22 protein-coding genes, 1 rRNA gene and 1 pseudogene are annotated in these 23,872 nt (G+C 72.5%); 3 read left to right on the top strand and 21 right to left on the bottom strand.

What is annotated here, in order from left to right; genetic code table 11:
• The 5 genes and pseudogenes from C1I93_RS31990 to ald all read right to left on the bottom strand — a co-directional run.
• Positions 1 to 190: pseudogene (locus tag C1I93_RS31990) on the bottom strand (SMC-Scp complex subunit ScpB); the annotation flags it as partial.
• The gene (locus C1I93_RS13390; protein ID WP_223256624.1) at positions 187 to 1,134 is read right to left on the bottom strand and encodes a segregation and condensation protein A; all 948 of its coding nucleotides are present in this window, start codon (positions 1,132 to 1,134) and stop codon (positions 187 to 189) included. The gene C1I93_RS13390 and the pseudogene C1I93_RS31990, both read right to left, overlap by 4 nt.
• Positions 1,135 to 1,178: 44 nt before the next feature.
• Positions 1,179 to 2,102 carry a ParA family protein gene (locus C1I93_RS13385; RefSeq protein WP_111243597.1) on the bottom strand — a complete coding sequence of 308 codons (924 nt, stop codon included), beginning with the start codon at positions 2,100 to 2,102 and terminating at the stop codon, positions 1,179 to 1,181.
• A 247-nt stretch (positions 2,103 to 2,349) separates the two neighbouring features.
• Positions 2,350 to 3,351 (bottom strand): tyrosine recombinase, encoded by a 1,002-nt coding sequence (locus C1I93_RS13380; RefSeq protein ID WP_111243596.1) that lies wholly within the window; start codon positions 3,349 to 3,351, stop codon positions 2,350 to 2,352.
• Positions 3,348 to 4,463, bottom strand: a complete 1,116-nt coding sequence (ald, locus tag C1I93_RS13375) for an alanine dehydrogenase (RefSeq protein ID WP_111243591.1) — start codon at positions 4,461 to 4,463, stop codon at positions 3,348 to 3,350. The genes C1I93_RS13380 and ald overlap by 4 nt, the downstream gene beginning before the upstream one ends.
• Positions 4,464 to 4,755: 292 nt before the next feature.
• Between ald and C1I93_RS13370 the strand changes: the two genes are divergently transcribed.
• A complete protein-coding gene (locus tag C1I93_RS13370; protein WP_111243590.1) occupies positions 4,756 to 5,016 on the top strand; it encodes a TM2 domain-containing protein in 261 nt (86 codons plus the stop codon).
• Positions 5,017 to 5,077: 61 nt separating this feature from the next.
• Here the strand turns inward: C1I93_RS13370 and C1I93_RS13365 are convergent, their stop codons facing one another.
• From C1I93_RS13365 to C1I93_RS13305, 13 genes are all read right to left on the bottom strand, one after another.
• Positions 5,078 to 5,683: an NUDIX domain-containing protein gene (locus C1I93_RS13365; protein WP_111243589.1), complete on the bottom strand. Its 606-nt coding sequence runs from the start codon at positions 5,681 to 5,683 to the stop codon at positions 5,078 to 5,080.
• Positions 5,680 to 7,419, bottom strand: coding sequence for a CTP synthase (pyrG, locus tag C1I93_RS13360; RefSeq protein ID WP_111243588.1), 1,740 nt, complete (start codon positions 7,417 to 7,419; stop codon positions 5,680 to 5,682). Before pyrG ends, C1I93_RS13365 begins: the two co-directional genes overlap by 4 nt.
• A complete protein-coding gene (locus C1I93_RS13355) occupies positions 7,344 to 9,743 on the bottom strand; it encodes a hypothetical protein (RefSeq protein WP_223256621.1) in 2,400 nt (799 codons plus the stop codon). The genes pyrG and C1I93_RS13355 overlap by 76 nt, the downstream gene beginning before the upstream one ends.
• Positions 9,743 to 10,912, bottom strand: coding sequence for a glycosyltransferase family 4 protein (locus tag C1I93_RS13350; protein WP_223256619.1), 1,170 nt, complete (start codon positions 10,910 to 10,912; stop codon positions 9,743 to 9,745). Before C1I93_RS13350 ends, C1I93_RS13355 begins: the two co-directional genes overlap by 1 nt.
• Positions 10,909 to 12,579, bottom strand: a complete 1,671-nt coding sequence (gene murJ / locus C1I93_RS13345) for a murein biosynthesis integral membrane protein MurJ (RefSeq protein ID WP_111243595.1) — start codon at positions 12,577 to 12,579, stop codon at positions 10,909 to 10,911. Before murJ ends, C1I93_RS13350 begins: the two co-directional genes overlap by 4 nt.
• A 1-nt stretch (position 12,580) precedes the next feature.
• Entirely contained in the window at positions 12,581 to 13,447 is an 867-nt protein-coding gene (locus tag C1I93_RS13340) for a hypothetical protein (RefSeq protein ID WP_111243586.1), read from the bottom strand.
• Between the two features lie 64 nt (positions 13,448 to 13,511).
• Positions 13,512 to 14,453, bottom strand: coding sequence for a copper transporter (locus C1I93_RS13335; RefSeq protein ID WP_111243585.1), 942 nt, complete (start codon positions 14,451 to 14,453; stop codon positions 13,512 to 13,514).
• Between the two features lie 27 nt (positions 14,454 to 14,480).
• Positions 14,481 to 15,659 (bottom strand): putative cytokinetic ring protein SteA, encoded by a 1,179-nt coding sequence (gene steA / locus C1I93_RS13330; protein ID WP_111243594.1) that lies wholly within the window; start codon positions 15,657 to 15,659, stop codon positions 14,481 to 14,483.
• A 118-nt stretch (positions 15,660 to 15,777) separates the two neighbouring features.
• The gene (recN, locus tag C1I93_RS13325) at positions 15,778 to 17,535 is read right to left on the bottom strand and encodes a DNA repair protein RecN (RefSeq protein ID WP_111243584.1); all 1,758 of its coding nucleotides are present in this window, start codon (positions 17,533 to 17,535) and stop codon (positions 15,778 to 15,780) included.
• 91 nt (positions 17,536 to 17,626) lie between these two features.
• A complete protein-coding gene (locus tag C1I93_RS13320) occupies positions 17,627 to 18,511 on the bottom strand; it encodes an NAD kinase (protein ID WP_111243593.1) in 885 nt (294 codons plus the stop codon).
• Between the two features lie 109 nt (positions 18,512 to 18,620).
• Positions 18,621 to 19,481: a TlyA family RNA methyltransferase gene (locus C1I93_RS13315; protein ID WP_111243583.1), complete on the bottom strand. Its 861-nt coding sequence runs from the start codon at positions 19,479 to 19,481 to the stop codon at positions 18,621 to 18,623.
• A 14-nt stretch (positions 19,482 to 19,495) separates the two neighbouring features.
• Entirely contained in the window at positions 19,496 to 19,762 is a 267-nt protein-coding gene (locus C1I93_RS13310; RefSeq protein ID WP_111243582.1) for a hypothetical protein, read from the bottom strand.
• Positions 19,759 to 20,337: a phasin family protein gene (locus C1I93_RS13305; protein ID WP_111243581.1), complete on the bottom strand. Its 579-nt coding sequence runs from the start codon at positions 20,335 to 20,337 to the stop codon at positions 19,759 to 19,761. Before C1I93_RS13305 ends, C1I93_RS13310 begins: the two co-directional genes overlap by 4 nt.
• Positions 20,338 to 20,448: 111 nt before the next feature.
• Between C1I93_RS13305 and C1I93_RS13300 the strand changes: the two genes are divergently transcribed.
• The gene (locus C1I93_RS13300; protein ID WP_111243580.1) at positions 20,449 to 20,787 is read left to right on the top strand and encodes an SCP2 sterol-binding domain-containing protein; all 339 of its coding nucleotides are present in this window, start codon (positions 20,449 to 20,451) and stop codon (positions 20,785 to 20,787) included.
• 26 nt (positions 20,788 to 20,813) lie between these two features.
• Here the strand turns inward: C1I93_RS13300 and C1I93_RS13295 are convergent, their stop codons facing one another.
• Together C1I93_RS13295 and C1I93_RS13290 are read right to left on the bottom strand one after the other, a co-directional pair.
• Complete coding sequence (locus C1I93_RS13295; protein WP_111243579.1) at positions 20,814 to 21,833, bottom strand: HAD-IIA family hydrolase; 1,020 nt, start codon at positions 21,831 to 21,833, stop codon at positions 20,814 to 20,816.
• A complete protein-coding gene (locus C1I93_RS13290; RefSeq protein WP_223256628.1) occupies positions 21,830 to 22,708 on the bottom strand; it encodes a tetratricopeptide repeat protein in 879 nt (292 codons plus the stop codon). Before C1I93_RS13290 ends, C1I93_RS13295 begins: the two co-directional genes overlap by 4 nt.
• Here C1I93_RS13290 and C1I93_RS31585 point away from each other — a divergent pair.
• Complete coding sequence (locus tag C1I93_RS31585) at positions 22,643 to 23,653, top strand: hypothetical protein (RefSeq protein WP_181445158.1); 1,011 nt, start codon at positions 22,643 to 22,645, stop codon at positions 23,651 to 23,653. The two genes, C1I93_RS13290 and C1I93_RS31585, sit on opposite strands and share 66 nt — an antisense overlap.
• Before the next feature lie 93 nt (positions 23,654 to 23,746).
• Here the strand turns inward: C1I93_RS31585 and rrf are convergent.
• A 5S ribosomal RNA gene (gene rrf, locus C1I93_RS13285) occupies positions 23,747 to 23,863 on the bottom strand.
• Positions 23,864 to 23,872 lie beyond the last annotated feature (9 nt).

Below are 23,872 nucleotides of genomic sequence, written 5' to 3'. Positions count from 1 at the left end.
CCCCCGCAGCCTCCGCCGCCTCCGCAGCCTCTGGCTCCCCCGCGTCGACCTCCGCGATCTTGGTCGGAGAATGCCCCTCGAGCGGTTTCGGGCCAAGATCTTCGGGCTGCTCGGGGGCGGGGCGCTGCCACGGGGGAACCCAAGCGGCAGCCTGGTCGGCCAGGGAGTCGCGGCGTTGCTCGTTGCTCATCCGGCTCGTTCCTCCGTCGTTGCGTTCGCCGCCGGCACGGCACCCGTCGACTCCACGCCCGCCGTCAGCTCAGCCTCGGCCGGCGCGTCAGGATCGGCCGGCGCGTCAGGGTCGGCCTGGCTGCCGGCGTACTCGTCGATGGTGAGGGCGGGGCCGCCGTCGACGGGACCGGTCCAGCGTACGGTCAGTTCCTCCAGCGCCTGCTCCTGGACGAAGGCCACCACGCCCTGCCGGTACAGCTCCAGCAGGGCGAGGAAGCGGGCCACCACCTCCAGGGTGGCCTCGCAGTCGGCACAGAGCAGCGAGAAGGTGGCGGTGCCGACCCGGCGCAGCCGTTCAGCGATGATCCCCGCGTGTTCCCGGACACTGACCCGCACCATGTGCACGTGGGCGATGGAGACCTCCGGCACCGGTTTCGGAGTCATCGCCTTCACGGCCAGCTTGAGCAGCCGCTGCGGCCCGACACCGAGCACGAGATCCGGCAGCGCCTCGGCGTAGCGGGGTTCCAGGGTGACCGCCCGCGGGTAGCGTCGCCCGCCGATCTCCTCCAGCGCGGCGATGTGCGCCGCCGCCTCCTTGTACGCCTTGTACTGCAAGAGCCGGGCGAAGAGCAGGTCCCGCGCCTCCAGCAGGGCGAGGTCCTCCTCGTTCTCGACCTCGGCGGAGGGCAGCAGCCGGGCCGCCTTCAGGTCGAGCAACGTGGCGGCGATCAGCAGGAACTCGCTGGCCTCGTCCAGGTCCCAGTCGTCACCCATGGCCCGGATGTACGCGATGAACTCGTCGGTCACCTGGTGCAGGGCGACCTCGGTGACGTCGAGCTTGTGCTTGCCGATCAGCTGGAGCAACAGGTCGAACGGGCCGGTGAAGTTGGCCAGCCGCACCGTGAACCCGCTGCTGTCGGCCGGCTCGTCGGCGGCGGCAGGGTCGAGGGGCGGGGCGTTCACGTCGACGACCGTAGTCCACGCCCTGGTCACCAGGGGTTACCGGCCTAGCGCTCCGCCTGCGCGGCGATCACCTCGCGGGCCAGTTGACGGTAGTTGCGGGCACCGGAGGAGGCCGGGTCGAGGGTGGTGATCGGGGCACCGGCGACTGTCGACTCGGGGAACTTCACGGTCTTGGTGATCACCGTTTGGTAGACCTTGTCACCGAACGCCTCCACCACCCGCTGGAGCACCTGCCGGCAGTGTGTGGTGCGGCTGTCGTACATGGTGGCGAGGATGCCCTCGAGTTCCAGGTCGAAGTTGAGCCGCTCGCGCACCTTGTCGATGGTGTCCAGCAGCAGCGCCACCCCACGCAGGCTGAAGAATTCGCACTCCAGCGGGATGAGCACGCCGTGCGCCACGGTCAACGCGTTGATCGCCAGCAGGCCGAGCGACGGCTGGCAGTCGATCAGGATGTAGTCGTACTCCTTGCGGACGCTCTTGAGCACCCGCGCCAGGGCCATCTCCCGGGCGACCTCGTTGACCAGCTGTATCTCGGCGGCGGAGAGGTCGATGTTGGCCGGTAGCAGGTGCAGCCCCGCGACATCGGTCTTGATCAGCACGTCGTCGGCGGTGACATCATCCTGCATCAGCAGGTTGTAGACCGACAGGTCCAGGTTGTGCGGGTTCACCCCGAGCCCGACCGAGAGCGCGCCCTGCGGATCGAAGTCGACCAGCAACACCTTGCGGCCGTACTCGGCCAGGGCGGCACCGAGGTTGATGGTCGTGGTGGTCTTGCCGACGCCACCCTTCTGGTTGGCCATCGCGATGATCCGGGCCGGACCGTGCCGGTCGGTGGGCATCGGCTCGGGGATCGGCTTGCGCATCGTGTAGGCCGCCGGGTCGGCCGGACCGAGGTCTGCGTTGAGAGAGTTCTGCTGCTCGCGGAGCTCCGACGTCCACGTCTCGGCACGGTCACCGTTGCCAGCCATGTCTTCGTTGCCCCCTCCCGACGACCATCCGGCGTCGGAGCCGCCCGACGTCCTTGCGGCGCCGCTGCGCACCCCGGTCATCTCACCGCGAGGCCGCGCCGATGCCGACTGTACGCCACCGGCCAGCAGGCCGTTCGGCACCCGCTCGGCGTGTCGGCCGACGGCACCGCTCGCCACCGGCCACGCGACGCCCGTCCCCGCCACACCACCCTGCCATGCCGGCGGCGTCCCGGTCGTTTCGGGACACTCAGCCCCGGGCCCGCGGATGCGCGGTGGCGTAGACCTCGCGCAGCCGGTCGACGGTGACGAGCGTGTAGACCTGGGTGGTGGTGACCGAGGCGTGCCCGAGCAACTCCTGCACCACCCGCACGTCGGCACCGCCGTCGAGCAGATGCGTGGCGTACGAGTGCCGCAGGGTGTGCGGGGAGACGGCCTGCGGCCCGTCGACCGGCAGACCGGCCCGCTGCGCCGCCCGCCGCAGGATGGCCCAGGCACCCTGCCGGGTCAGCGGGCCACCGCGGGCGTTGAGGAAGACCGCCGGGGTGCCCCGGCCGGCGGCGGCCAGTCCGGGCCTGGCCCGCACCAGGTAGGCGGCCAACGCCCGCAGCGCGTACCCGCCGATCGGCACCACCCGGCTGCGGCCGCCCTTGCCGCGCAGCAGCGCCACCCCGTCGTCGACGTCCAGGTCGTCGACGGCGGCACCGACCGCCTCGGAGATGCGCGCACCCGTGCCGTACAGGAATTCCAGCAGGGCCCGGTCGCGCAGCGCCAGCGGCGCGGCGTCCCCGGCGACCGCCACCGCACCGGCGGTGTCCAGGAGCCGGATCACGTCGTCGACCGGCAGCGCCCGGGGCAGCCGGCGCGGCGGGACGGGCGGTCGCACGTCCCGGCTGGGGTCGGCGCCGGCCAGGCCCTCGCGCAGCGCGAAGCGGTGCAGGCCCCGCACGGCGCTGGCGGCGCGGGCGGCGGAGGAGGCCGCCAGCGGTGGCCGACCGTCCGCACCGGCGCGCAGCCGGGCCAGGTGTCCCTCGATCTCGCCGGCCGAGACCGCCGCCAGGTCGCTCACCCCGGCCGCGGCCAACGAGCCGAGGTAGCGGTCCAGATCCCGGCGGTACGACGCGAGCGTGTTCGCGGCGAGTCCACGTTCCACGGTGAGGTGGTCCAGGTAGCCGCGCACGACCCGGCGCAGGGCCGGCGCGGGCTGGTGGGCCGCGTCGGCCGCTGCGGCGGTGGGCGGCGGGCCGGTCAGGCCAGCACCTCCGCCAGGGGCAGGGTGGGCAGGTCGTGGGCCTGGGCGACCGGACCGTAGACGACGTGTCCGTCGTGGGTGTTCAGGCCCAGCGCCAGCGCCGGGTCGCGCCGCGACGCCTCGCGCCAGCCGTGGTTGGCCAACTCCAGCGCGTACGGGAGAGTGACGTTGGTCAGCGCGTACGTGCTGGTGTTCGGCACCGCCCCGGGCATGTTCGCCACGCAGTAGAAGATCGAGTCGTGCACCTTGTAGACCGGCTCGTCGTGCGTGGTGGGGCGGGAGTCCTCGAAGCAGCCGCCCTGGTCGATGGCGATGTCGACGAGCACGCTGCCGGGCTTCATCCGGGAGACCAGTTCGTTGGAGATCAGTGTCGGGGCCTTCGCGCCGGGCACCAGCACCGCGCCGATGACCAGGTCGGCGTCGAGCACGGCCCGTTCGATCTCGTACGCGTTGGAGGCGACCGTCTGGAGGTGGCCCCGGTAGATGGCGTCGGCCTGCCGCAGCCGGGCGACGTTCTTGTCCAGCAGCAGCACCTCGGACTGGAGGCCGAGGGCGATGGCGGCGGCATTCATGCCGGAGACGCCCGCGCCGATGACGACGGTCTTGGCCGCGTACACGCCGGAGACACCGCCGGGCAGCACGCCCCGGCCACCGCCGGTACGCATCAGGTAGAAGGCGCCGACCTGGGGGGCGAGCCGACCCGCCACCTCGGACATCGGGGCCAGCAGCGGCAGCGACCGGTCGGGCAGTTCGACCGTCTCGTACGCGATGCCGGTGACCTTGCCGTCGAGCAGCGCCTGGGTGCAGTCGGCGGAGGCGGCCAGGTGCAGGTAGGTGAAGAGCACCTGCCCCGGGCGCATCCGGTGGTACTCCGCGGCCACCGGCTCCTTGACCTTGAGCACCAGTTCCGCGGTGCCCCACACCTCGTCAGCGGTCTCCAGGATCTTGGCGCCGGCCGCGGTGAACTCCTCGTCGGTGATGCTCGACCCGAGCCCGGCGCCGGCTTCGACGAAGACCTGGTGACCGCTGCGGGTGAACTCGTTGACGCCCGCGGGCGTGATCGCCACGCGGTACTCGTGGTTCTTGACCTCGCGTGGGATGCCGACCTTCACGATGCAGACACCTCTCTTCGGGGAACGCTCTCCCCGAGTGCGCGGTGCCGCGGCGGCCCCATTGCCGCCACGGTCAACCGGTCCCGCCGGCGGCAGTCTAGGCGCGCCCGCACGTCACCGGAGCCTGCACTGTGACACCCGGTGGCCGTGGCCCCTGACGATGTGTCAGGTGTGACCACCGGCCGCAGGTGGGACGCCGCCTCAGCCATCAGGACAGTGTTCGACCCTCATCGTGCCACTTGGGCCATACCGGTACCGACAGCGGCTAAGTGGATCACTATTGTGACGCCTCATGACCACACCTCCCTTCCCGCCCGAGTACTCCCAGGGCGGCGTTTCCGACAAGAGCAAGGTCGTCGCGGGTGTCCTGCAGATTCTGCTGGGCGGCTTCGGCGTCGGCCGTTTCTACATGGGCGACACCAAGACCGGCGTCATCCAGCTGATCGTCACCCTGGTGACCTGCGGTATCGGCAGCATCTGGGGTCTCGTCGACGGCATCCTGATCCTGGTCAACGGTGGCGTCGACGGGCAGGGACGCCCGCTGCGCGACTGACGACGAAAACACCCGGGGGCCGGACGTCGAGACGTCCGGCCCCCGCGTCGTGTCCCCCCAGTCAGCCCGGCAGCGGGCTGTCCGGGCGGCGCAGCACCGACCAGTCGGTGTCGCGGGCGCGGGCGGCGGCCAGCAGCCCGGCCACGCAGGACGCGTTGGTGATCTCACCGGCCAGCACCATGCCGACCGCCTCGTCCAGGTCGATCCGGACGATCTGAAGGTCGGCCTCCTCGTCGTGCCGGTCGTGGCGCTGCTCCACCGGCACCTCGCCGAGGTCACGGGCGAGGAAGACCCGGACCAGTTCGTCGGTGAACCCCGGCGAGCTGTGCAGGTCGACGAGCACGTCGAGGCGACCGGCGGTGAGGTCGACCTCTTCGGCCAGCTCGCGGGCCGCGGTGACCGCGGGATCCTCGCCGGCCACATCGGTCAACCCGGCCGGCAGCTCCCACAGCCGCCGCCCGACCGGCTGCCGGTACTGGCGGATCAGCACCACCTGACCGGCGTCGTCGAGCGCCACCACCGCCACCGCCCCGACGTGCCGGACCAGGTCACGTGCGGCGGTCCCGCCACCGGGCATGCTCACTTCCTCGGTGACCACCTCGAAGATGCGGCCGCGGTAACGCACCTCGCGGGAGCGCACCTCGTAACGGTGCTCGACCGCGCTCATGACGCCGACGTGGCCGTCGCGGCGGACCCGTTGCGGGTGGCCCGCTCGGCCGTGTCGTCGTCCAGGTCGACCGGAAGCTGATCGGCCCGCGAGTACGTCACGGCGGCCCGGACGAAGGCGGCGAACAGTGGATGCGGCCTGGTGGGGCGGCTCTTGAGTTCCGGATGCGCCTGGGTGGCCACGAAGAACGGGTGCAGCTCGCGGTCCAGCTCGACGAACTCGACGAGCCGGCCGTCCGGTGAGGTGCCGGAGACCCGCAGCCCGGCCTTGGTCAACTGGTCGCGGTAGGCGTTGTTCACCTCGTACCGGTGCCGGTGCCGCTCACTGATCTCGGTGCTGCCGTACGCCTCGGCGACGAGCGAGCCCTCGGCGAGAGTCGCCGGGTACGCGCCGAGCCGCATGGTGCCGCCCAGATCGCCCCGGCCGGCGACGATGTCCTCCTGGTCGGCCATGGTGGCGATGACCGGGTGCACGGCGTCGGCGTCGAACTCCAGCGAGTTGGCGCCGTCCAGGCCGGCCAGGTGCCGAGCCACCTCGATGGTCATGCACTGGAGACCGAGGCAGAGCCCGAGCAGCGGGATGCCGTTCTCGCGGGCGTACCGGGCGGTGCCGATCTTGCCTTCGATGCCGCGTACGCCGAAACCACCGGGGATGACGATGCCGTCGACCCCGGCGAGGGCCGCCGCCGCACCCGACGGGGTGACGCAGTCGTCGCTGGGCACCCAACGCAGCTGCACCCTTGCCCGGTTGCCGAACCCGGCCGCCCGGATCGCCTCGCTGACCGACAGGTACGCGTCCGGCAGGTCGACATACTTGCCGACCACCGCCACGGTGACCGTGCGCTGCGGCTGGTGCACCCGCTCCAGCAGGTCGTCCCAGCCCTCCCAGTCCACGTCGCGGAAGGAGAGCCCGAGCCGGCGCACCACGTACGCGTCGAGGCCCTCCCGGTGCAGCACCTTCGGGATGTCGTAGATGCTCGGCGCGTCCGGTGCGGCGATGACCGCCTCGGCGTCCACGTCGCAGTAGAGCGACAGCTTGTGCTTGAGCTTGTCCGGGATGTCCCGGTCGGAGCGGCAGACGATGGCGTCCGGCTGGATGCCGATGCTGCGCAGCTGCGCCACCGAGTGCTGCGTCGGTTTGGTCTTCAGCTCGCCCGACGGGGCCAGGTACGGCACCAGCGAGACGTGCAGGTAGAAGCAGTTGTCCCGACCCAGATCGTGGCGGACCTGTCGGATCGCCTCCAGGAACGGCAGCGACTCGATGTCACCGACGGTGCCGCCCACCTCGGTGATCACCACATCCGGCGTACGGCCGTCGTCGTCCGGGTCGGCCATCGCCCGGATCCGCGACTTGATCTCGTTGGTGATGTGCGGGATCACCTGGACCGTGTCGCCCAGGTACTCGCCGCGCCGCTCCTTGGCGATCACGTCGGAGTAGATCTGGCCGGTGGTGACGTTCGCCTTGCCGGACAGCGCCCGGTCCAGGAACCGCTCGTAGTGGCCGACGTCGAGGTCGGTCTCGGCACCGTCCTCGGTCACGAAGACCTCACCGTGCTGGAACGGGTTCATGGTGCCCGGGTCCACGTTGAGGTACGGGTCGAGCTTCTGCATCACCACCCGAAGCCCCCGGGCGGTAAGCAGATTGCCGAGGCTGGAGGCGGTCAGCCCCTTACCCAGCGAGGAGGCCACGCCCCCGGTGACGAAAATATGCCTGGTCGTCCGTGCTGTAGGGGCCAAGGCCTGCTCCCGTGTCGTCCGTCGCGGTCGTGCAGACCGCCGAGCCGATCAGCGAAGTGATCACGCGATCCACGGGATTCCACGCTAACACCATCCCGGTGGGGTGCCGGTGCCGCACCCTGCTCCGCGTCCCGGATCACTCCGTCGCGGTCTGGGTCGCCCCCCGCGTCACCCGGCCGCGCCGGCCGGTCGTCCGGCCATCCCGCGTCGCCGGGACGGTCCCCGGCGGGCCGGGTCCGGTCCGCCGCGTGGTCCAGCACCCGCAGCGCGGACAGCGCCGCCAGCGGCACCACCACGGCCGCTGCCGCGCCCGCCACGTCCAGTGCCGCACCACCCAACACCCCGCCGAGCACGACGGCCACCCCGGTGCCGGCCATCGCCGCCCGGATCGCCGGGTAGATACCGAACAACCGCATCAGCCCGCCCCAGGGCCGCAGCAGCGCGAACCAGACCAGCAGCATTCCCGCGAGCGCCAGCACGGTCAGCGGACTGTTGACGAACGTCTCGAAGTTGGACGTGCCGGACCGGTGCACGGTGAGCCCACCGGTGCCGTCGCCCAACGCCGCCAGGAACCGACCCAGACTGCCCCGCTCAGCCGGCTCCCGGCCCAGATCCAACATCGCGAACCCGACCGTCACGGCCAGTCCGGCCATCGCCGCCCAGGCCAGTCGGGTCAGGGTCAACCAGCCGCCCGCGCTGATCGCCGCCGCGACGCTCACCCCGGCGGTCAACGCGATCGCCCCGATCGAGTCGGCGCCGAGATACGGGCTGCCGACCACCACCACGGCGAGCGCGCCCATGGCCACCATCACCACCGGTCGCCAGCCCCGACGCACCCGCTGGGCCAGCCAGCCCGCGCTCAGCAGGGCGCCGGCCACGAACACCCCGAGCCCGACGGTGCCGAGACCGGCGTACCGGCCACCCTCCAGCGCGGAGTACCCGACCACGCCGTTGAGCTGTAGCCGGGCACCGGTGAGCACGTCCAGACCGATGGCCAACGCGGTGAGCCCGGCCACCGCACCGAGCGGGCCGAGCGTGCCGCGATAGCCGGGCGTGAGACGCACCAGCAGCGTCGCGGCAGCCAGCAGCGCGCCGGTCAGCGCGGCGAAGGAGAGCGCCGGATGTGCATACCGCCACCACGGCGCGGCCTCGGCGAGCAGGGCCGCCGGCATGGCCAGGGCGGCAGCGACAAGCATCACCTCCACCGCCGCCACCACCCGCGGAGACACCGGCTTCGGGCCGTACGGCCCGGCGTGCCGGCGGGCGCGACGCAGCAGCGGCAGCACCACCACTGCCAACGCCACCTGCACGGCTGCCAGCAAGGTGAAGAACCCGCCGGCCACCTCCTGCTGCGCCGCGGCCTCACGGTCCGCGTCGGCCGGCTCGGCGATCGCGGCCGCCAGGTCGTCCGGCCGACCACCTACCGATTCGGCGGGCCGGCCGAGGAACGGCCGGTCCGGCATCGGACGGCCCAACGCGGCGAGCGCGGTCGGCGCGAGGTCGACGAGTTGCAGGTAGCCCCGGCGGGCGGTGCTGGGTGAGGTCAGCCAGCCACGCTCCCAACCCGGGCCGTCGGCGATCGCCACATGCAGTCGCGACGGCCGTTCCGTGTCGGCGACGCCGGCGACGATCACCAGCGACTCCGGCGGCCGGGCCGCCAGCACCCGGGTGAGTTGCGCGTCGACCTCGCTCGCGGCGGACGCCCGCGCCGCCGGATCGCTGCCCGCGACCGTGCCGAGATCGACAAAACTGAGTACGCAGGTGCCGAGCAGCCCGCTGGGATCCTCGGGCAGGGCCGGCTCGTACCTGTCGACCCGCCCGAACGGTCGGGCCGCCGCCACCGCCGCTCCCGGCCCGACCGCGACCGAGCACCGCACCGACTCCGACAGCGCGCCCGGCACCGTGCCCCACGGCAGTCGATCCTGGTTGCGCAGCACCACGCTGTCCTGCTCCGGCAGGTACGCGCCGATGCCGTCCGGCCGCTCCACCGTCACCTCGGTGGGCGGGCACTGCCCGTCCGGCGGGTTGCCACCCCACGCCGCGAAGCTGCCCGCGCCCAGGGTCAACCAGCCGTCCAACGGACAGGTGGGCCGGTTCACCGACCGCACCGACAGCGACCCGATCGAACCGTCCTGGGCCATCCGCCACAGCGTGGGAGTGCGCTGCGGATCGACATCGTCCCAGCGCAGTCCGGCCACCCCGACCAGCACCACGAAGTCGGCGTCGGGCCGCGACGACGGCGCGGCGGGGCGGGCCGCCAGGGCGGTGATGCCGAGCACCACCACCAGCAGGGTGAGCACGATCGGAGCGATTCGACGCAGCATCAGCGGCGTCCCGTCGACTGTGTGCCGGTGCCCGGCGCGGCCGGTCCGGGGGCCAACTCCGTGTAGAGCGCGACCAATTGGGCGAGCGTCTGCGCCTCGGTGGGCCAGGTCGCTGCCCGCGCCGTGCCACGCCGAGCCAGCTCGGCCCGGCCCGACTCGTCGTCGAGCAGCGCCTGCACCGCCGCGTCGAGCGCGTCGACGTCGCCCGGCGGCACCAGCACCGCGGCGTCACCGACCAGATCCGGCAGCCCACCCACCGCGGTCGCCACCAGTGGTACGCCTGCCCGCAGCGCCTCCTGGGCGAAGAGCTGGCGGGCCTCCCAGGCACTGGTCACCACGGCCAGGTCCGCCCCGGCGAGCAGATCGGCCACGTCGGCGCGGTGCCCGAGCAGGGTGATCGGGGCGCGGGCGGCACTGATCCGCGCCGCCAGCGGCAGGTAGGCCGGGCCGCTGCCGGCGATCACCACCACCGGCGGTGGCGTCCGCACCCGCCATCGGGCTGCCGCGTCCACCAGCACGTCGTACCGCTTCTGCGGATGCAACCGGCCCACCGACAGCACCAGCGGCTGGTCGGCGGCGACGGCGAACTCTGCCCGTACGGCGGCCCGGCGCCGACGCGGCGCGGGTAGCTCCGGCGCGGCGACCGGAGCGAGGCGGGCATCCCTGGCCCCCAGCGCGGCAGCCCGTTCGACCAGGTCCGCGGAGGCACCGAGAGTCACCTGGGCGCCTCGGGCGACGACCCGTTCGACCAGCCGGGACAGGCCGCCGCGCAGCCCACCGGCGAGCACCGCGTTGTGCCAGGTCACCACGAGCGGGGCGGCGGGCCGGGCGAGCACCGCCACCAACCCGGCGCGCAACCCGTGCGCGTGCACCACACCGACCCGCTCGGCGGCGAGCACCCGACGCAGTGCCCCGACCGCCCGGGCGTCGGCGGGGGTGGGGGTGGCCGGGATCTCCACCGGCGCAAACCGGGCACCGGTGGCGACGAAGTCGAACTGGTCCTGGGTCGCCGCCGGCCCGCAGACCAGCACCGACTCCCCGGCGGCGGTCAACCCGCGGGCCAACGCCCGCACATGCTGCCCCACACCGCCGGTGCTGGAGGCGAGCACCAGCGCCACCACCGTGCCCCGCCGATCCGCCCCGGTCACCGCCTCACCCCTCGCGCTCACCGAGCCAGCCTTCCTTCCTTCCCGTCGCCCCGCTCAGGGGGATTTCCGCCCTGGCGTCCGGGTCGGCCGCGGCGCAGACGCCGGCGCAGTGCAGCCAGCAGCGGACGTACGTCCTGCCGATCGACAAGCCAGACCACGCCGAGGAAGACGACGCCGACCATGACTCCGGACAGCATGCCCTGCACCAGCGCCGCCGACCGCGCCGGGGGGTCGCCCCCGCCGTCGACCAGCCCGAGCAGCGCCAGCGCGGCGAGGGCAGCTGCCGTGCCCGCCAGCACCCCGGCGCTACCCGCCCGCACCGCACCGGCGACCGCTGACGCTCCCGCCACCCGCCGCACGGCCAGCAGCAACAGCCCGCCGAGCAGCAGCATGCCTGCCGAGTTGGCCAACGCCACGGCGAGCACCCGGTCGGCCACCGGCAGCACGAGCGACAGCGGCACCAGGACCAGCGGCACCGACAACCAGCCTGCGGTGATGGCCGCGGTGGCCGCCCGGGTCGCGCCGCGGGCGTACAGGGCTCGGGACAGCACCGCGAACAGACCGTACCCGAGCAGGCCGGGAGCAAAGCCGGTGACGGCCGCGGCGGTGGCCTCCGCGTCGAGTGGGAAGAACCACCCGATCGGTCGGGCCGCCCCGACCAGCGCCGCCGCGCCGAGACAGCTGAACAGCAGCACCCCGCGCACGGTCGCCGACAGGGTGTCGCGGTAGCTCTCCTCGTCGTCAGCGGCCGCGGCCTCGGCCAGGGTCGGGTAGGCGGCGGTGGCCAGCGGCACCGCCAGCACCGCCCAGGGCAGCAGGTAGAAGGTCTGGGCCAGGTTGAACACCTGCGGTGCCTCCGTGGGGCCGCCGGCGATCCGGTAGAGGATCACCGCCATCGCCACCTGCTGGGCGGTGACCGCCGCCACGCCGGCCACGGCCAGCCCGCGTACCCGGGCCCGGGCGTCGGCCGGGAAGGCGTACCCGGGACGCAGCCGCAGCCGCAGCCGGCGCAGCGGGATCAGCAGCGACAGCGACAGCACCACCACACCGAGGGTGGTGCCGGCCGACAGGATCAGCTCGGCTCCCCGGCCCGCCTGCGCGACGCTCGCACCCGTGCCGGCCACTGCCGCGAAGACGAGGTAGACGACGATCACCGTGAGGCTGGACAGCAGTGGCGCAATCACCGGCCAGGCGAACCTGCGGTGTGCCTGGAGCACGCCGGTGAGCACGATGCCGATGCCGTACAGCGGCAACTGCGGCGCGAACACCCGCAGCATGCGGGCTCCCGCCGCCAGGGCCTCCGGCGGCCGGTCGGCGCCCATCACCGCGACGATCGGGTCGGCGGCCAGGGCGACAAGCACCGCCAGCGGCACCAGCAGGGTCACCGTCCAGGTGAGCAGGGCACCGGTGGTGGCGGCCACCGCCCGCCGGTCCCCGGCCGCCACCGCGCCGGCGAGCAGCGGTACGACGAGACTGGCCAGCGCCCCACCGGCCACGATCTCGAAGATGATGTTCGGGATGGTGTTCGCGAGCACGTACATCGCGCCCAGGTCGCTGGTCTGGACCACCCAGGTGAAAACGGCGGTCCGCCCGAACCCGGCCAGCCGGGCGAGCACGGTGAGCACGGCGATGAGCGCGGCTGCTCCGGCCACCCGGCCGGCGCCGGCGAGGGGTGCCGGTCTGGTCACGTCAGTCGGCGCGGCGGCCCAGCGCGTCGAGCTCACGCAGGCCAGGCGTGTCGGCGATGACTCGGGTGAAGCTGACCTTCTCGCTGGCCGCGGTCAGCCCGGCCAGCACCGCGAGCAGGCCGGCGCGACCGACCGGGCCGGTCCGGGCGGCCAGCGCCACGCCGAGCACGGCACCGAGCGCGTTCGCGCCGCTGTCGCCGATCATGACGTCCTCGGCCAGGTCGGCGGGGAGCAGCCCGGCCGCGGCGCCCACCGCCCCGGCGGCGATCCCACCCGTCTCACCGCCGGCCAGCGGCGCGCCGAGCAGCACCCCGGACTTCAGCGCCCGCCCCGGCCTCAGGTCCAGCAGGTTGAGCAGGTTCGCGGTGCCGGCCACCACTCCCGCTCCGAGCAGCACGTCGACGCCCCGGCCGAGTGGGCCCTGCCGCCGCCGGCCACGATGTGCGGCGACCCGCGAATCACCGGCGAGCAACGTGGCGGCACAGAGGCCGGCCGCGCCCACCCCGACGACCTTGACCAGGCCGGCGGTCACCCGGCCCTGCCGCAGTGCGGCGAGGTGCCCGGCGAAGCCCTTGTCCGCTTTCTGTTCCGGCCGGGCACCGACCACGTCGTCGTAGAGTCCGACGGCACCGGCGCCGAGCCCGGCCACCAGCGTGGCGGCCCCGGCGGGGACGCTCGCCGCACCGGCTGCCGCGGCGCCGCTGGCACCCAGCGCGAGCGCCGGCCCGGCGGCCAGGGTGACGGTGCGGCCGCGGAAGTTGGTGCGTTCCAGCGTCGTCCCGGCCGGGGAGGTACGCACCTGACGCAGCGCGTACCGGGCGGCAGCCGCCCCGAGGCCCGCCACGACCAGTCGACCGAACATGCTCACGTGTGGCCTCCCGCCGGCCGCCATCGTCGAATCACCCACCGGGCGCGTCCGGCGCGTCGGTGGTTCACTGGGGCAGTTTAGGCACCCGCGATCCGGCGTTGTCGCCCACGCCGTACTGGCCGGCCTTGCGCTCGTTGAGCTGCTGCACCAGCGCCAGCGTGGTGACCAGCTGACCCAGCACCGTGTTGGCGTTGTCGACGGTCGAGATGGCCTGGGCCAACACGGCGTCGCCCCGGACGAAAGCCACCAGGTTGCCGTTGACGGAACCGTTGCCGGCCACCACGGTCGCCCCGGTCCGGTCGAACTGCTCGGCGATCCTGACCACCGCCTCGTCCTTCTTGGCGGAGTCCTTGTCCACGTACGGCTGCCCGCTGACGATGACCACGGCCTCGGCCGCCGCGGTGACCCGGTCCCCGGTGGTCAGGTAGTTGGCGTTGCTGTAGGCCGCGAGGACGGCCCGCCGGTCGGCCTCGGTGACCGGCTCGGAGCCGGCTGGCCGGTCCAGCAGCACGGTCGCCAGCAGGGCACTTGAGGTCTCCACGCCGTGACCGTTACCGGGCAGCTCGTTGGTGGGCGCGCCGGTCGGCCGGGCCGCCGTCACCGCCAGCTCCAGCAGTTGGTTGTTGTTCTCCGGGTTGATGAACTTGTCCTGAAGGTCCACCCGCCCGGTGAGGTCGACACCGGCCAGCTGGAGCATCTGCTGCACGCCGTCGGCGTGGTCGCGGCCGGTGGGAGTGGTGACCATCAGGACCCGCTTGCCACTCAACTTGCCCGGCAGCATGACCTGCGCCAACTCGGCCGCGAATTCCTCCTCCAGATCCAGTTCCCGCTGCATGTTCTGGACCGTCTGACGCATCTGCTGGTTGTCCTTGCTCAGCGAGTTGACGGTCTCCTTGAGTGAGTCCGCGACCGGACCGTTGAGGGCGGCTGTGCCGACGACCAGGCCGATCGCCAGCGCCAGGAAGACCGCGGTCAGGGACACCACATGGTACCGGAAGTTGATCACGCCTAAAGCCTCTTGATCGGTCGGGAGCTAGAGAAGCTGGCCGAGCTGGAACACGAAATTGTCCCACCACTCGGAGGCCACGCCCAGGTACGCCTTACCGACGGTGGAAACGGCCACCGCCGAGGCCATGGCCGCTATCGCCGAGAGCACCAGCAGCAGTAGTGAGGAGCCCGAGATGCCCTGTCGGTAGAGCCGGCTGACGCCCTTGGCGTCGACCAGCTTGCCGCCGACCTTGAGCCGGGTCAGGAACGTCGACGCCATGCCGCCGCGCCCCTTGTCGAGGAACTCGACGAGGGTGGCGTGGGTGCCCACGGCGACGATGAGCGAGGCGCCCTTCTCGTCGGCCAACAGCATGGCCAGGTCCTCGCTGGTGGCGGCGGCGGGGAAGGTCAGCGCCGGCACCCCCAGGGCGTTCACCCGGGGCAGCCCGGGGGCCCGCCCGTCGGGGTAGGCGTGCACGATCACCTCGGCGCCGCAGCGCAGCACGTCGTCAGTGACCGAGTCCATGTCGCCGATGATCATGTCTGGGGTGTAACCCGCCTCGACGAGCGCGTCCGCGCCGCCGTCGACACCGATCAACACCGGCTTGAACTCACGGATGTACGGCCGCAGAACGTCCAGGTCGGCCTTGTAGTCGTAACCCCGCACCACGATCAGACAGTGCCGACCCTGCATCTCGGTGGCGATATCCGGCACACCGACGCCGTCGAGCAGGAGGTCACGCTCCTGCTTGAGGTAGTCCATGGTGTTCGCGGCGAACGCCTCCAGCTGCACCGACAGGCCCTCGCGGGCATCGGCCATCGCCTTGGTCACGCTCTCGGTGTCCTGGAGGCTGCCGTGTGCCACCGGGTCGTCGCCCGAGTAGACCGTGTTGCCCTCGATCCACACCGTGTCGCCTTCACGGATGCGCTCGAAGATGCCCTCACCAAGGTCGTCCAGCAGCGGGATGCCCGCCGCGACCAGCACCTCCGGGCCGAGGTTCGGATACCGGCCGGAGACCGACGGTTTGGCGTTGAGCACCGCGCCGACACCGACGGCGACCAGGGAGTCGGCCGCGACCCGGTCCAGGTCGACGTGGTCGATCACCGCGACGTCGCCGGGCCTGAGCCGGCCGACCAGCCGCTTGGTACGACGATCGAGGCGCGCGGTGCCGACGATCCGTCCCGGTTCGGTGTTTCGGATCCGGCGCAAGGTGGGTAGACGCATCGTGACCATCCTGGCATGTGAGGCAGGCGAATCTGTCGCGACATGCCTGAGCAGGGCCGCCTACCCAGGGAAGCACATGACGGCGAAGGCCGGTGTGCCTCCGCTCACAATCGCGGTCTCACGACCGCCTTTCCCTGGCCGCCACGGCCAGCAGTTCCTCCGCGTGAGCGATACCCAGATCCGAGTCGGGCAAACCAGCGAGCATCCGGGCCAGCTCACGGGCCCGCTCGGTGTCCTCCACCACCCGCACTCCGCTGGTGGTCACCGCGCCACCGGTGTCCTTCGCCACCACCAGGTGCCGGTCGGCGAAGGCGGCGACCTGGGGCAGGTGCGTCACCACGAGCACCTGGTGACTACGTGCCAGCCGGGCCAGCCGGCGGCCGATCTCCACCGCCGCCTGACCGCCCACACCCGCGTCCACCTCGTCGAAGACCAGGGTCGGAGGCCCGCCGGAACCGGCGAAAACCACCTCGATCGCGAGCATCACCCGGGACAGCTCCCCGCCGGACGCACCGCGCTGCAACGGCAGGGCGGGCGCGCCGGGGTGCGCCAGCAGGCGCAGCTCGACCTCGTCGCCGCCGTCCGGACCGACGCCGACCTCCACCCCGTTGACCGGCAACGTCGGCTCGGCCCGTCCGGCCGGTCGGGGCAGCACCGCGACCTCGATCCGGGCGTGCGGCATGGCCAGGCCAGCCAGTTCGACGGTGACCTGCTCGGCGAAGCGTCCGGCGGCCTCCTGTCGGGACAGTGACAGCCGCCCGGCCAACTCGGCCACCTCACCGGCCAGCCGGGACGCCTCCCGGTCCAACTCGTCGAGAAGCTCGTCGGAGGTGTCCAGCTCGGACAGCCGGGTCCGGGCCCGCTCCGCCCAGGCGATGACGCCGTCGACGTCGTCGGCGTACTTCCGGGTCAGCGCCCGCAACGCCGCCCGCCGCTCGTAGATCGTCTGGAGCCGGGCCGGGTCGGCGTCCAACCCGGCCAGGTAGGTCGACAGCTCCACGGAGACGTCGGCGACCAGGGTGGCCGCCTCCTCCAACCGGGCCGCCAGCTCGCCGAGCACCGGATCCGTGCCGGCCTGCGCCTCGAGGGTCCGGCGGGCGGTGCCGAGCAGCGTCGAGGCGTCAGGCGTGTCGTCGGTGGCCTCCAGCCCACCGGCCACGCACTGATGCGCCAGCTGCGCGGCGGTACGCAGACCCTCCGCGTGCTCCAGCCGCTGCGCCTCGATCTTCAACTCGTCGTCCTCACCGGGCTGCGGATCGACCCGGGTGATCTCGTCGAGGCCCAGCCGCAGCAGATCCGCCTCCTGGTGGCGTTCCCGCGCGTTGCGCCGCCGGTCGGCCAGGTCGTCGACCACCCGCCGCCACTGCGTGTACGCCTCCCGTACCGCGTCGAGCAGTTTCTCGTGCTCCGGGCCGGCGAACCGGTCCAACGCGGCCCGCTGCTCGACCGGGCGCAGCAGCCGCAGCTGGTCGGACTGACCGTGCACGGCCACCACCTGCTCGCCCACCTCGCCCAGCATCGCCACCGGCATGCCGCGCCCGCCCAGGTGCGCCCGGGAGCGACCCTCCACCGTGACCGTACGGCTCAGCAGGACCGCGCCGTCCTCGTCGGGCTCACCGCCGGCGTCGCTGATCCGGGCGTGCACCGTCTCGGCCACCCGGCCGGTGAGCCGCAGTCGCCCCTCGACCAGGGCACGCCCGGGCGTGGCACGCACCCGCCCGGCATCGGCCCGGCCACCGAAGAGCAGGCCCAGACCGGTCACCACCATCGTCTTGCCGGCACCGGTCTCGCCGGTGATGACGTTCATGCCGCTGGTCAGCGGCAACGTCGTGTCCTCGATGACGCCCAGTCCGGTGATGCGTAGCTCCTCCAGCACAGCAACCGACAGTAGACGCGTGCCCCGACACTTGACCAGCCGACGCGACGCCATCGCCGGTCCGGCACCGGTCAACCGGCGCCGGCTCCGGTCATCGTCGGTTGCCCCGCCAGCCGTGCACCGGCAGCCCGAACTTGGCCACCAGCCGGTCCGTGAACGACCGGTCCCGCAGCCGCACGACCCGCACCGGCAGACCACCCCGCCGCACCGTGACCCGCGCCCCCGGCGGCAGGTCGTACACCCGCCGGCCGTCGCAGCTCAGCACCGCCAGAGTGGTGAACGGGTCGACGGTGATCGAGAAGGTCGAAGTGGGCGAGGTCACCAGCGGCCGGCTGAACAGGGCGTGCGCGCTGATCGGCACGAGCAGCAACGCCTCCACCTCGGGCCAGACCACCGGACCACCACCGGAGAAGGCGTACGCCGTCGAGCCGGTGGGGGTGGCGCAGACCACGCCGTCGCAGCCGTAGCGGGACAGCGGTCGCCCGTCGACGTCGACGAGCAACTCCAGCATCTGGGCCCGTTCGCCCTTCTCGACACTTATCTCGTTGAGTGCCCAGGACTCGATCGTCGGCCCGCCGTCGAACTGTGCGGTGACATCGAGGGTGAGCCGTTCGTCGACCGTGTAGTTGCGGCCCACCACGTCCCGCACCGCGACATCCAGATCGTCGATCTCGGCCTCGGCGAGGAAGCCGACCTTGCCGAGATTGATGCCGAGCAGCGGCACCTTCGCCGGCCGGGCCAGCTCGGCGGCGCGCAGGAAGGTGCCGTCCCCACCGAGCGCGATGACGATCTCCGCGCCCTCGGCGGTCTCCGGGCCGGTGACCGGCACCACACCTGGCAGGTCGAGGTCATCGGCCTCCTCGGCCACCACCCGGACCTCGAAACCGGCGTTGATGAGGTCGGCGGCGACCGTCCGGGCGTGTTCGGTGCTGCGACGGCGACCGGTGTGCGTCACCAGCAGAGCGGTGCGGGTCACCGCGGGACCTGCCCGCTTCGGTCGACCCCACCGCACACCCTCGTCACGGCGCTCGCCGTCGACCTGGGCGTCGTGCACGCCGTGGTGTTGCCTCGTCCACTGCTCTCGGTCACCCGGCCACCTCCTCCGTCACCTCGTCCGATGCCTCCCCGGAGGCTGTCGGCCCCTGCGGTCCGGCCGCCACCACGGACCGGATCCGGTCCGGGTCGGCCGGCGGCGCGTCCCGGCGTAACCATACGAAGAACTCGACGTTGCCGCTCGGCCCCGGCAGTGGACTCGCGGTCACGTCCGCCAACCCCAGTCCCCGCTCCGCGGCTGCCGCCGCAACATCGAGCACCGCCTCGGCCCGCAGCCCCGGATCGCGGACCACGCCGCCGGGGCCGACCCGCTCCTTGCCGACCTCGAACTGTGGCTTCACCATCAGCGCGAGATCGCCGTCGTCCCGGGTGCACGCGACCAGGGCCGGCAACACCAGCCGCAGCGAGATGAACGACAGGTCGGCGACGGTCACCTCGACCGGTCCGTCGATCGCCTCCGGAGTCAACGTCCGTACGTTGGTCCGCTCGAACACCCGCACCCGCTCGTCCGTACGCAGCGACCAGGCGATCTGCCCGTAGCCGACATCGACCGCGACTACCTCGGTGGCACCGGCGCGCAACAGCACGTCGGTGAAGCCACCGGTGGAGGCTCCAGCGTCGAGGCAGCGCCGACCGGCCACCGCCAACCCGCCCGGGGCGAACGCGGCGAGCGCGCCGGCCAGCTTGTGACCGCCTCGCGAGACGTACTCGGATCCAGGATCGGCACCGGTGACCAGCAACGGGTCGGCGGGATCGACCATCGCCGCAGCCTTGCGGGCCGGTACCCCGCGCAACTGCACCCGACCCGCCTGCACGAGTTCGGCGGCCTGTTCGCGGGAGCGGGCCAGACCACGACGGACGAGTTCGGCGTCCAACCGGTTACGACGTGCCATGTGCGACGGCTCCCTCAGGCCTGGTCGATCGTGGCGAGCGTTTCCCGCAACGTCTGGTACGCGGCCTCGTACTGGGCGATCTGATCGGCCGGGGCCAACGCCGCCGCGTTCGCCATCGCCTGTACTGCGGCATCCACCGCCGGATGACCACCATCGCCGGTGTCGTCGCCGGCCCAGCGGTCCGGGGGCGGGGCCGGGCGTGGTCCCACCGGACCGGGTCGAGGCGCGCTGACGCCCGCCGGTGGGCCAGGACGCGGCGGACCGGGAGTGGGGGCGGTCATTCCGGGTCACCGCTCACGGGGCCGGCCAGCGTCCCCGGTGACCTCTTCGCCACTGCCTTTTTCGCGACCGCCTTCTTTGCCACGGCCTTTTTCGCCACGGCCTTCTTCGCGACCGCCTTCTTCGCCACGGGGGCGGGCGTGGCGCGATCCTCCGGGTGCGACCCACGCTCCGACTGGTGCGGCGTGACGTCCGCCGGGGCGGCGGCGGCCGTCGCGGGCGTACCGACGGACTGCGCCTCGGCGGGGCGACCGCTAGCCGGTCGAGCCTGCTCGGCGCCGCCAGCACGCACCTGACGTTCCAACTCACGTACCCGTTGTTCCAGCTCGGCGACCTCGTCGGCGGTGGCCAGGCCCACCGCGCCAAGCGCCCGCTCGACCTCGAACCGCACCAGCTTGGTCAACGCCTCCCGATTGGCCGCGCCGGTCGAGCGCAGTTCCTCGGCGAGGGTCTGCAGCTGAGCGGCGGTCGCTCCCGTCGAGCCGGCGACTCGACGCACCGCGTCCTGTGCCTTCTTCCGGGGCGCCTCCGTCAGGCCCATGGCCAGTTCGAGGTAGGCGCGCCACGCGTCCTGCATGCCTGAGTCCTTTCGCCCGCGGCTGATGCAGGTGTCACGCTACCGGGCCCCGGGTAACACCCCGTGCGGTACGGTGCCGGAGGATGACGTGGTGTGGTGAGGAGGCTGACGGTGGCCACGGTGGACGAGTGTCGGCAAGCGTTGCAGGATCTGGCCGACCGGCTGGCACGCAACGCGGAGTCCGTCCGTGACCGGGTCGACATGGACCGCACCCTGGCCTGCCGGATCACCGACCTCGACACCGCCTTCCACGGCCGACTGACCGACGGGCGCCTGGTCGAGCTGGCCGACGGCGACAATCCGAAGGCGAAGATCGCCATGAGCACCACCAGCGACGACCTGCTCGCGTTGGTCCGAGGTGATCTCGACGTCACCCGCGCGGTGGCCAACCGGCGAGTGTCGATCAAGGCAAACCCGTTCGACCTGATGAAGCTCCGCAAACTGCTCTGAGCACCTCAGGTCACCACGGGCCGGGGTCAGCCGACCAGCCCCAGATCCTCCAGTGCCTGGGCCGCCGCCGGAGAGGCGGCCGTCGGCGCTCCCGACGGCCGATGCCACCACGCCACTGCGCAGAGCGCCGCCAGGGCGTCCAGGGGCCGACCCGCTCCGGACAGCTCCCAGCCACCCGCACCGGTGACGACATGCCAACCCCCGCTGTCTCCGGAGGCTGCCGGCACCCGCACCACCTCGGCGGGATCAAAGAGTCCGGCCAGGTTCCAGGAGACGTACGTGGGTCGGCGGTGCGACGGTGCGGCCAGCAGCTCCGGCACATCGCTGACGCCGGTGAGGACCAGCAGGCTGTCCAGGCCGGCACGGTTGGCACCCTCGATGTCGGTGTCCAGGCGGTCACCGACCACCAGGGTCCGGCCTTCGCCCGCTCGCCGAGCGGCGGTGGCGAACAACTCCGGCGCGGGCTTGCCCACCACCTCGTCCGGTTCCCGGTTTAGCGCCGTCGCCAACGCGGCCACCAGAGCACCGTTGCCCGGCAGTGGCCCACGTCCGCTGGGCAGGGTCCGGTCGGTGTTGGTGGCGATCCAGCTAGCGCCGGCGCGGACCGCCACCGCTGCCTCGGCCAGGTCGGCCCAGCCCACCTGCGGGCCGTACCCCTGGATCACCGCGGTCGGTGAGTCCTCGGCGCGCGAGACCGGGTTCAGCCCCACGGCACGGACCTCGGACCGAAGTGCCTCCGCGCCGATCACCAGTACCGGCGCGCCGGCGGGCAGCCGCTCGGCCAGCAGTTGAGCGGCGGCGGCAGCGCTGGTCAGCACCTCGTCAGGTCGTGCCGGCACACCCATCCCGGCGAGCAGTTCAGCGACCTCACCCGCTCGGCGTGAGGCGTTGTTCGTCGCGTAGGCCACCGCCCGGCCCTCAGCATGCAACCGCACGACCGCCTCGACCGCGCCGGGGATCGGCCGGTCGATCAGGTAGATCACTCCGTCCAGGTCGAAGACGACAAGGGCGTAGTCGTCGATCAGCCGATCCCCGTTGTCGGTCATCCCTGCCGTGCCTCCGGCTCCTGCGCGTCCTCACGCGCGACGCGATCCGCCACGCTGACGTCAGCCGTCAGGTCCGACTCGCTCTCGCCCGGCTCGTCGTCCTCGCCCGACTTGTCTTCGCCCGGCTTGTCCTCGCCCGGCTTGTCCTCGCTCGGTGCCTTCTGCGCGGGGTCGGCCTGGGTCGGCACGTCGACCGCCGTCGCGTCACCGGCGAGGTCCACGTCCGGCTGGGCCGGCACGGCGCCGGGGGCACCCGGGCCAGCGACCAGTTCCTCGGCCACCTCGTCATCGTCGTCGCCCTCGATGACCACTCCGTCGAGTTCGAGCAGCCGCTCCGCCGCGTCCGTCTCCGCGTCGACGTCCACCTCTGCGGCACGGGAGAACCATTCCCGGGCCTCCGCACGCCGCCCCACCGCGAGCAGCGCGTCGGCGTACGCGTACCGCAACCGTGCCGTCCAGGGCTGCGTCGCCGCGGTGGTCAGCTCAGGAACCTGGAGCATGGCCACGGCCGCCTCCCGCTGGCCGAGATCGCCGCGTGCGCCGGCGGCCACGATGAGCAGCTCGATCGCAACTGCGGGATCCAGCTTCTCCCGGTCCGCGCCGCGGAACAGGTCGATCGCCCGCTCAGGACGACCCAGTGCCCGCTCGGAGTCCGCGATGACCGCCAGGTGGCTCTGCACGCCACTCATCCGGTGGTACGTCCGCAGTTCCGCAATCGCGGTCTGCCACTCTCCAGCGTGGTACGCAGCCAGCCCGACCGCCTCCCGCACCGGGGCGATCCGTGCCGCGAGCCGGCGCGCGGCCAGCGCGTGCGCAAGCGCCTCGGCGGGATCCTCGTCGATCAGCTGCCCCGTCGCCACAAGATGCCGTGCGATGGTGTCCGCGACCGGCTTCGCCAGGGACAGGAGTTCGGCGCGGACGTCCTTGTCCAGGTCGGCCGCGACAATCTCATCGGAGAGCGCGGGCGCCTGCGCAGGTGCCGCCTCCTCGGTCCGCTCGTCCCTCGGCCCCGCGCGGTGCTCCCGATCCCGGTCGTCGCGGAACCCACGATCGCGGCGATCAACGCTCCGTTCGTCGCCCCCTCGACGGAAGCCGCCCTCACGACGCTCGCCCTCGCGGAACCCACCCGGTCGGCGGTCACCGCTGTCCCTGCGATCACCGCCCCGGAAACCGCCCTCACGACGGTCACCACCGCCGAAGCCACCTTCACGACGGTCACCGCCACGGAAACCGCCCTCGCGACGGTCACCGCCGCTAAAGCCACCCTCACGACGCTCACCGCCACGGAAACCGCCCTCGCGACGGTCACTACCGCCACGGAAACCACCTTCACGGCGATCACCGCCGCTAAAGCCACCCTCACGACGCTCACCGCCACGGAAACCACCTTCACGGCGATCACCGCCGCTAAAGCCACCCTCACGACGCTCACCGCCACGGAAACCGCCCTCGCGACGGTCACCGCCACGGAAACCACCTTCACGACGGTCGCCGCCGCTAAAGCCGCCCTCACGACGGTCACCGCTACGGAAACCGCCCTCGCGCTGGCCGCCGTCGCGCTGGCCGCTCGATCGACGGTCGCCGCCGCCGGCGTTGCCGTCCCGACGGTCGCCGCCGCGGAAGCCACCCTCACGGCGGTCGCCGTCCCGGCCGGAGCCACCGGACCAGCGCCCTTCGGCGCCGTAGCCGCGGTCGCGGGAGCCACGCTCCCGGTCGCGGTCGTCGCGGTACGACGGGCGGTCGCCGCGACGCGAGCCCGCGTCGCGATCGTCGGGGCGCCCTTCGTGGCCCCGGCGGCGGTCGCCGCCCTGAGGTCCTGAACTCACTGGTACATCCTTCCTGAGTACGCCATGAACGGCGCAACGCAGTTGAGGGCCGTCCCGATACCCGGGCGGCCCTCAACTGTGACGTGTGTCCGGCGGTGTCCTACTCTCCCACACCCTCCCGAGTGCAGTACCATCGGCGCTGGAGGGCTTAGCTTCCGGGTTCGGAATGTAACCGGGCGTTTCCCCTCCGCCATGACCGCCGTAACCTTATCA

It is taken from the genome of Micromonospora endophytica, from assembly GCF_003236305.1.
Classification (GTDB): domain Bacteria; phylum Actinomycetota; class Actinomycetes; order Mycobacteriales; family Micromonosporaceae; genus Micromonospora; species Micromonospora endophytica.
Note: the sequence above shows the minus strand (reverse complement) of the source record. Positions and strands in the feature narration are given on the sequence as shown.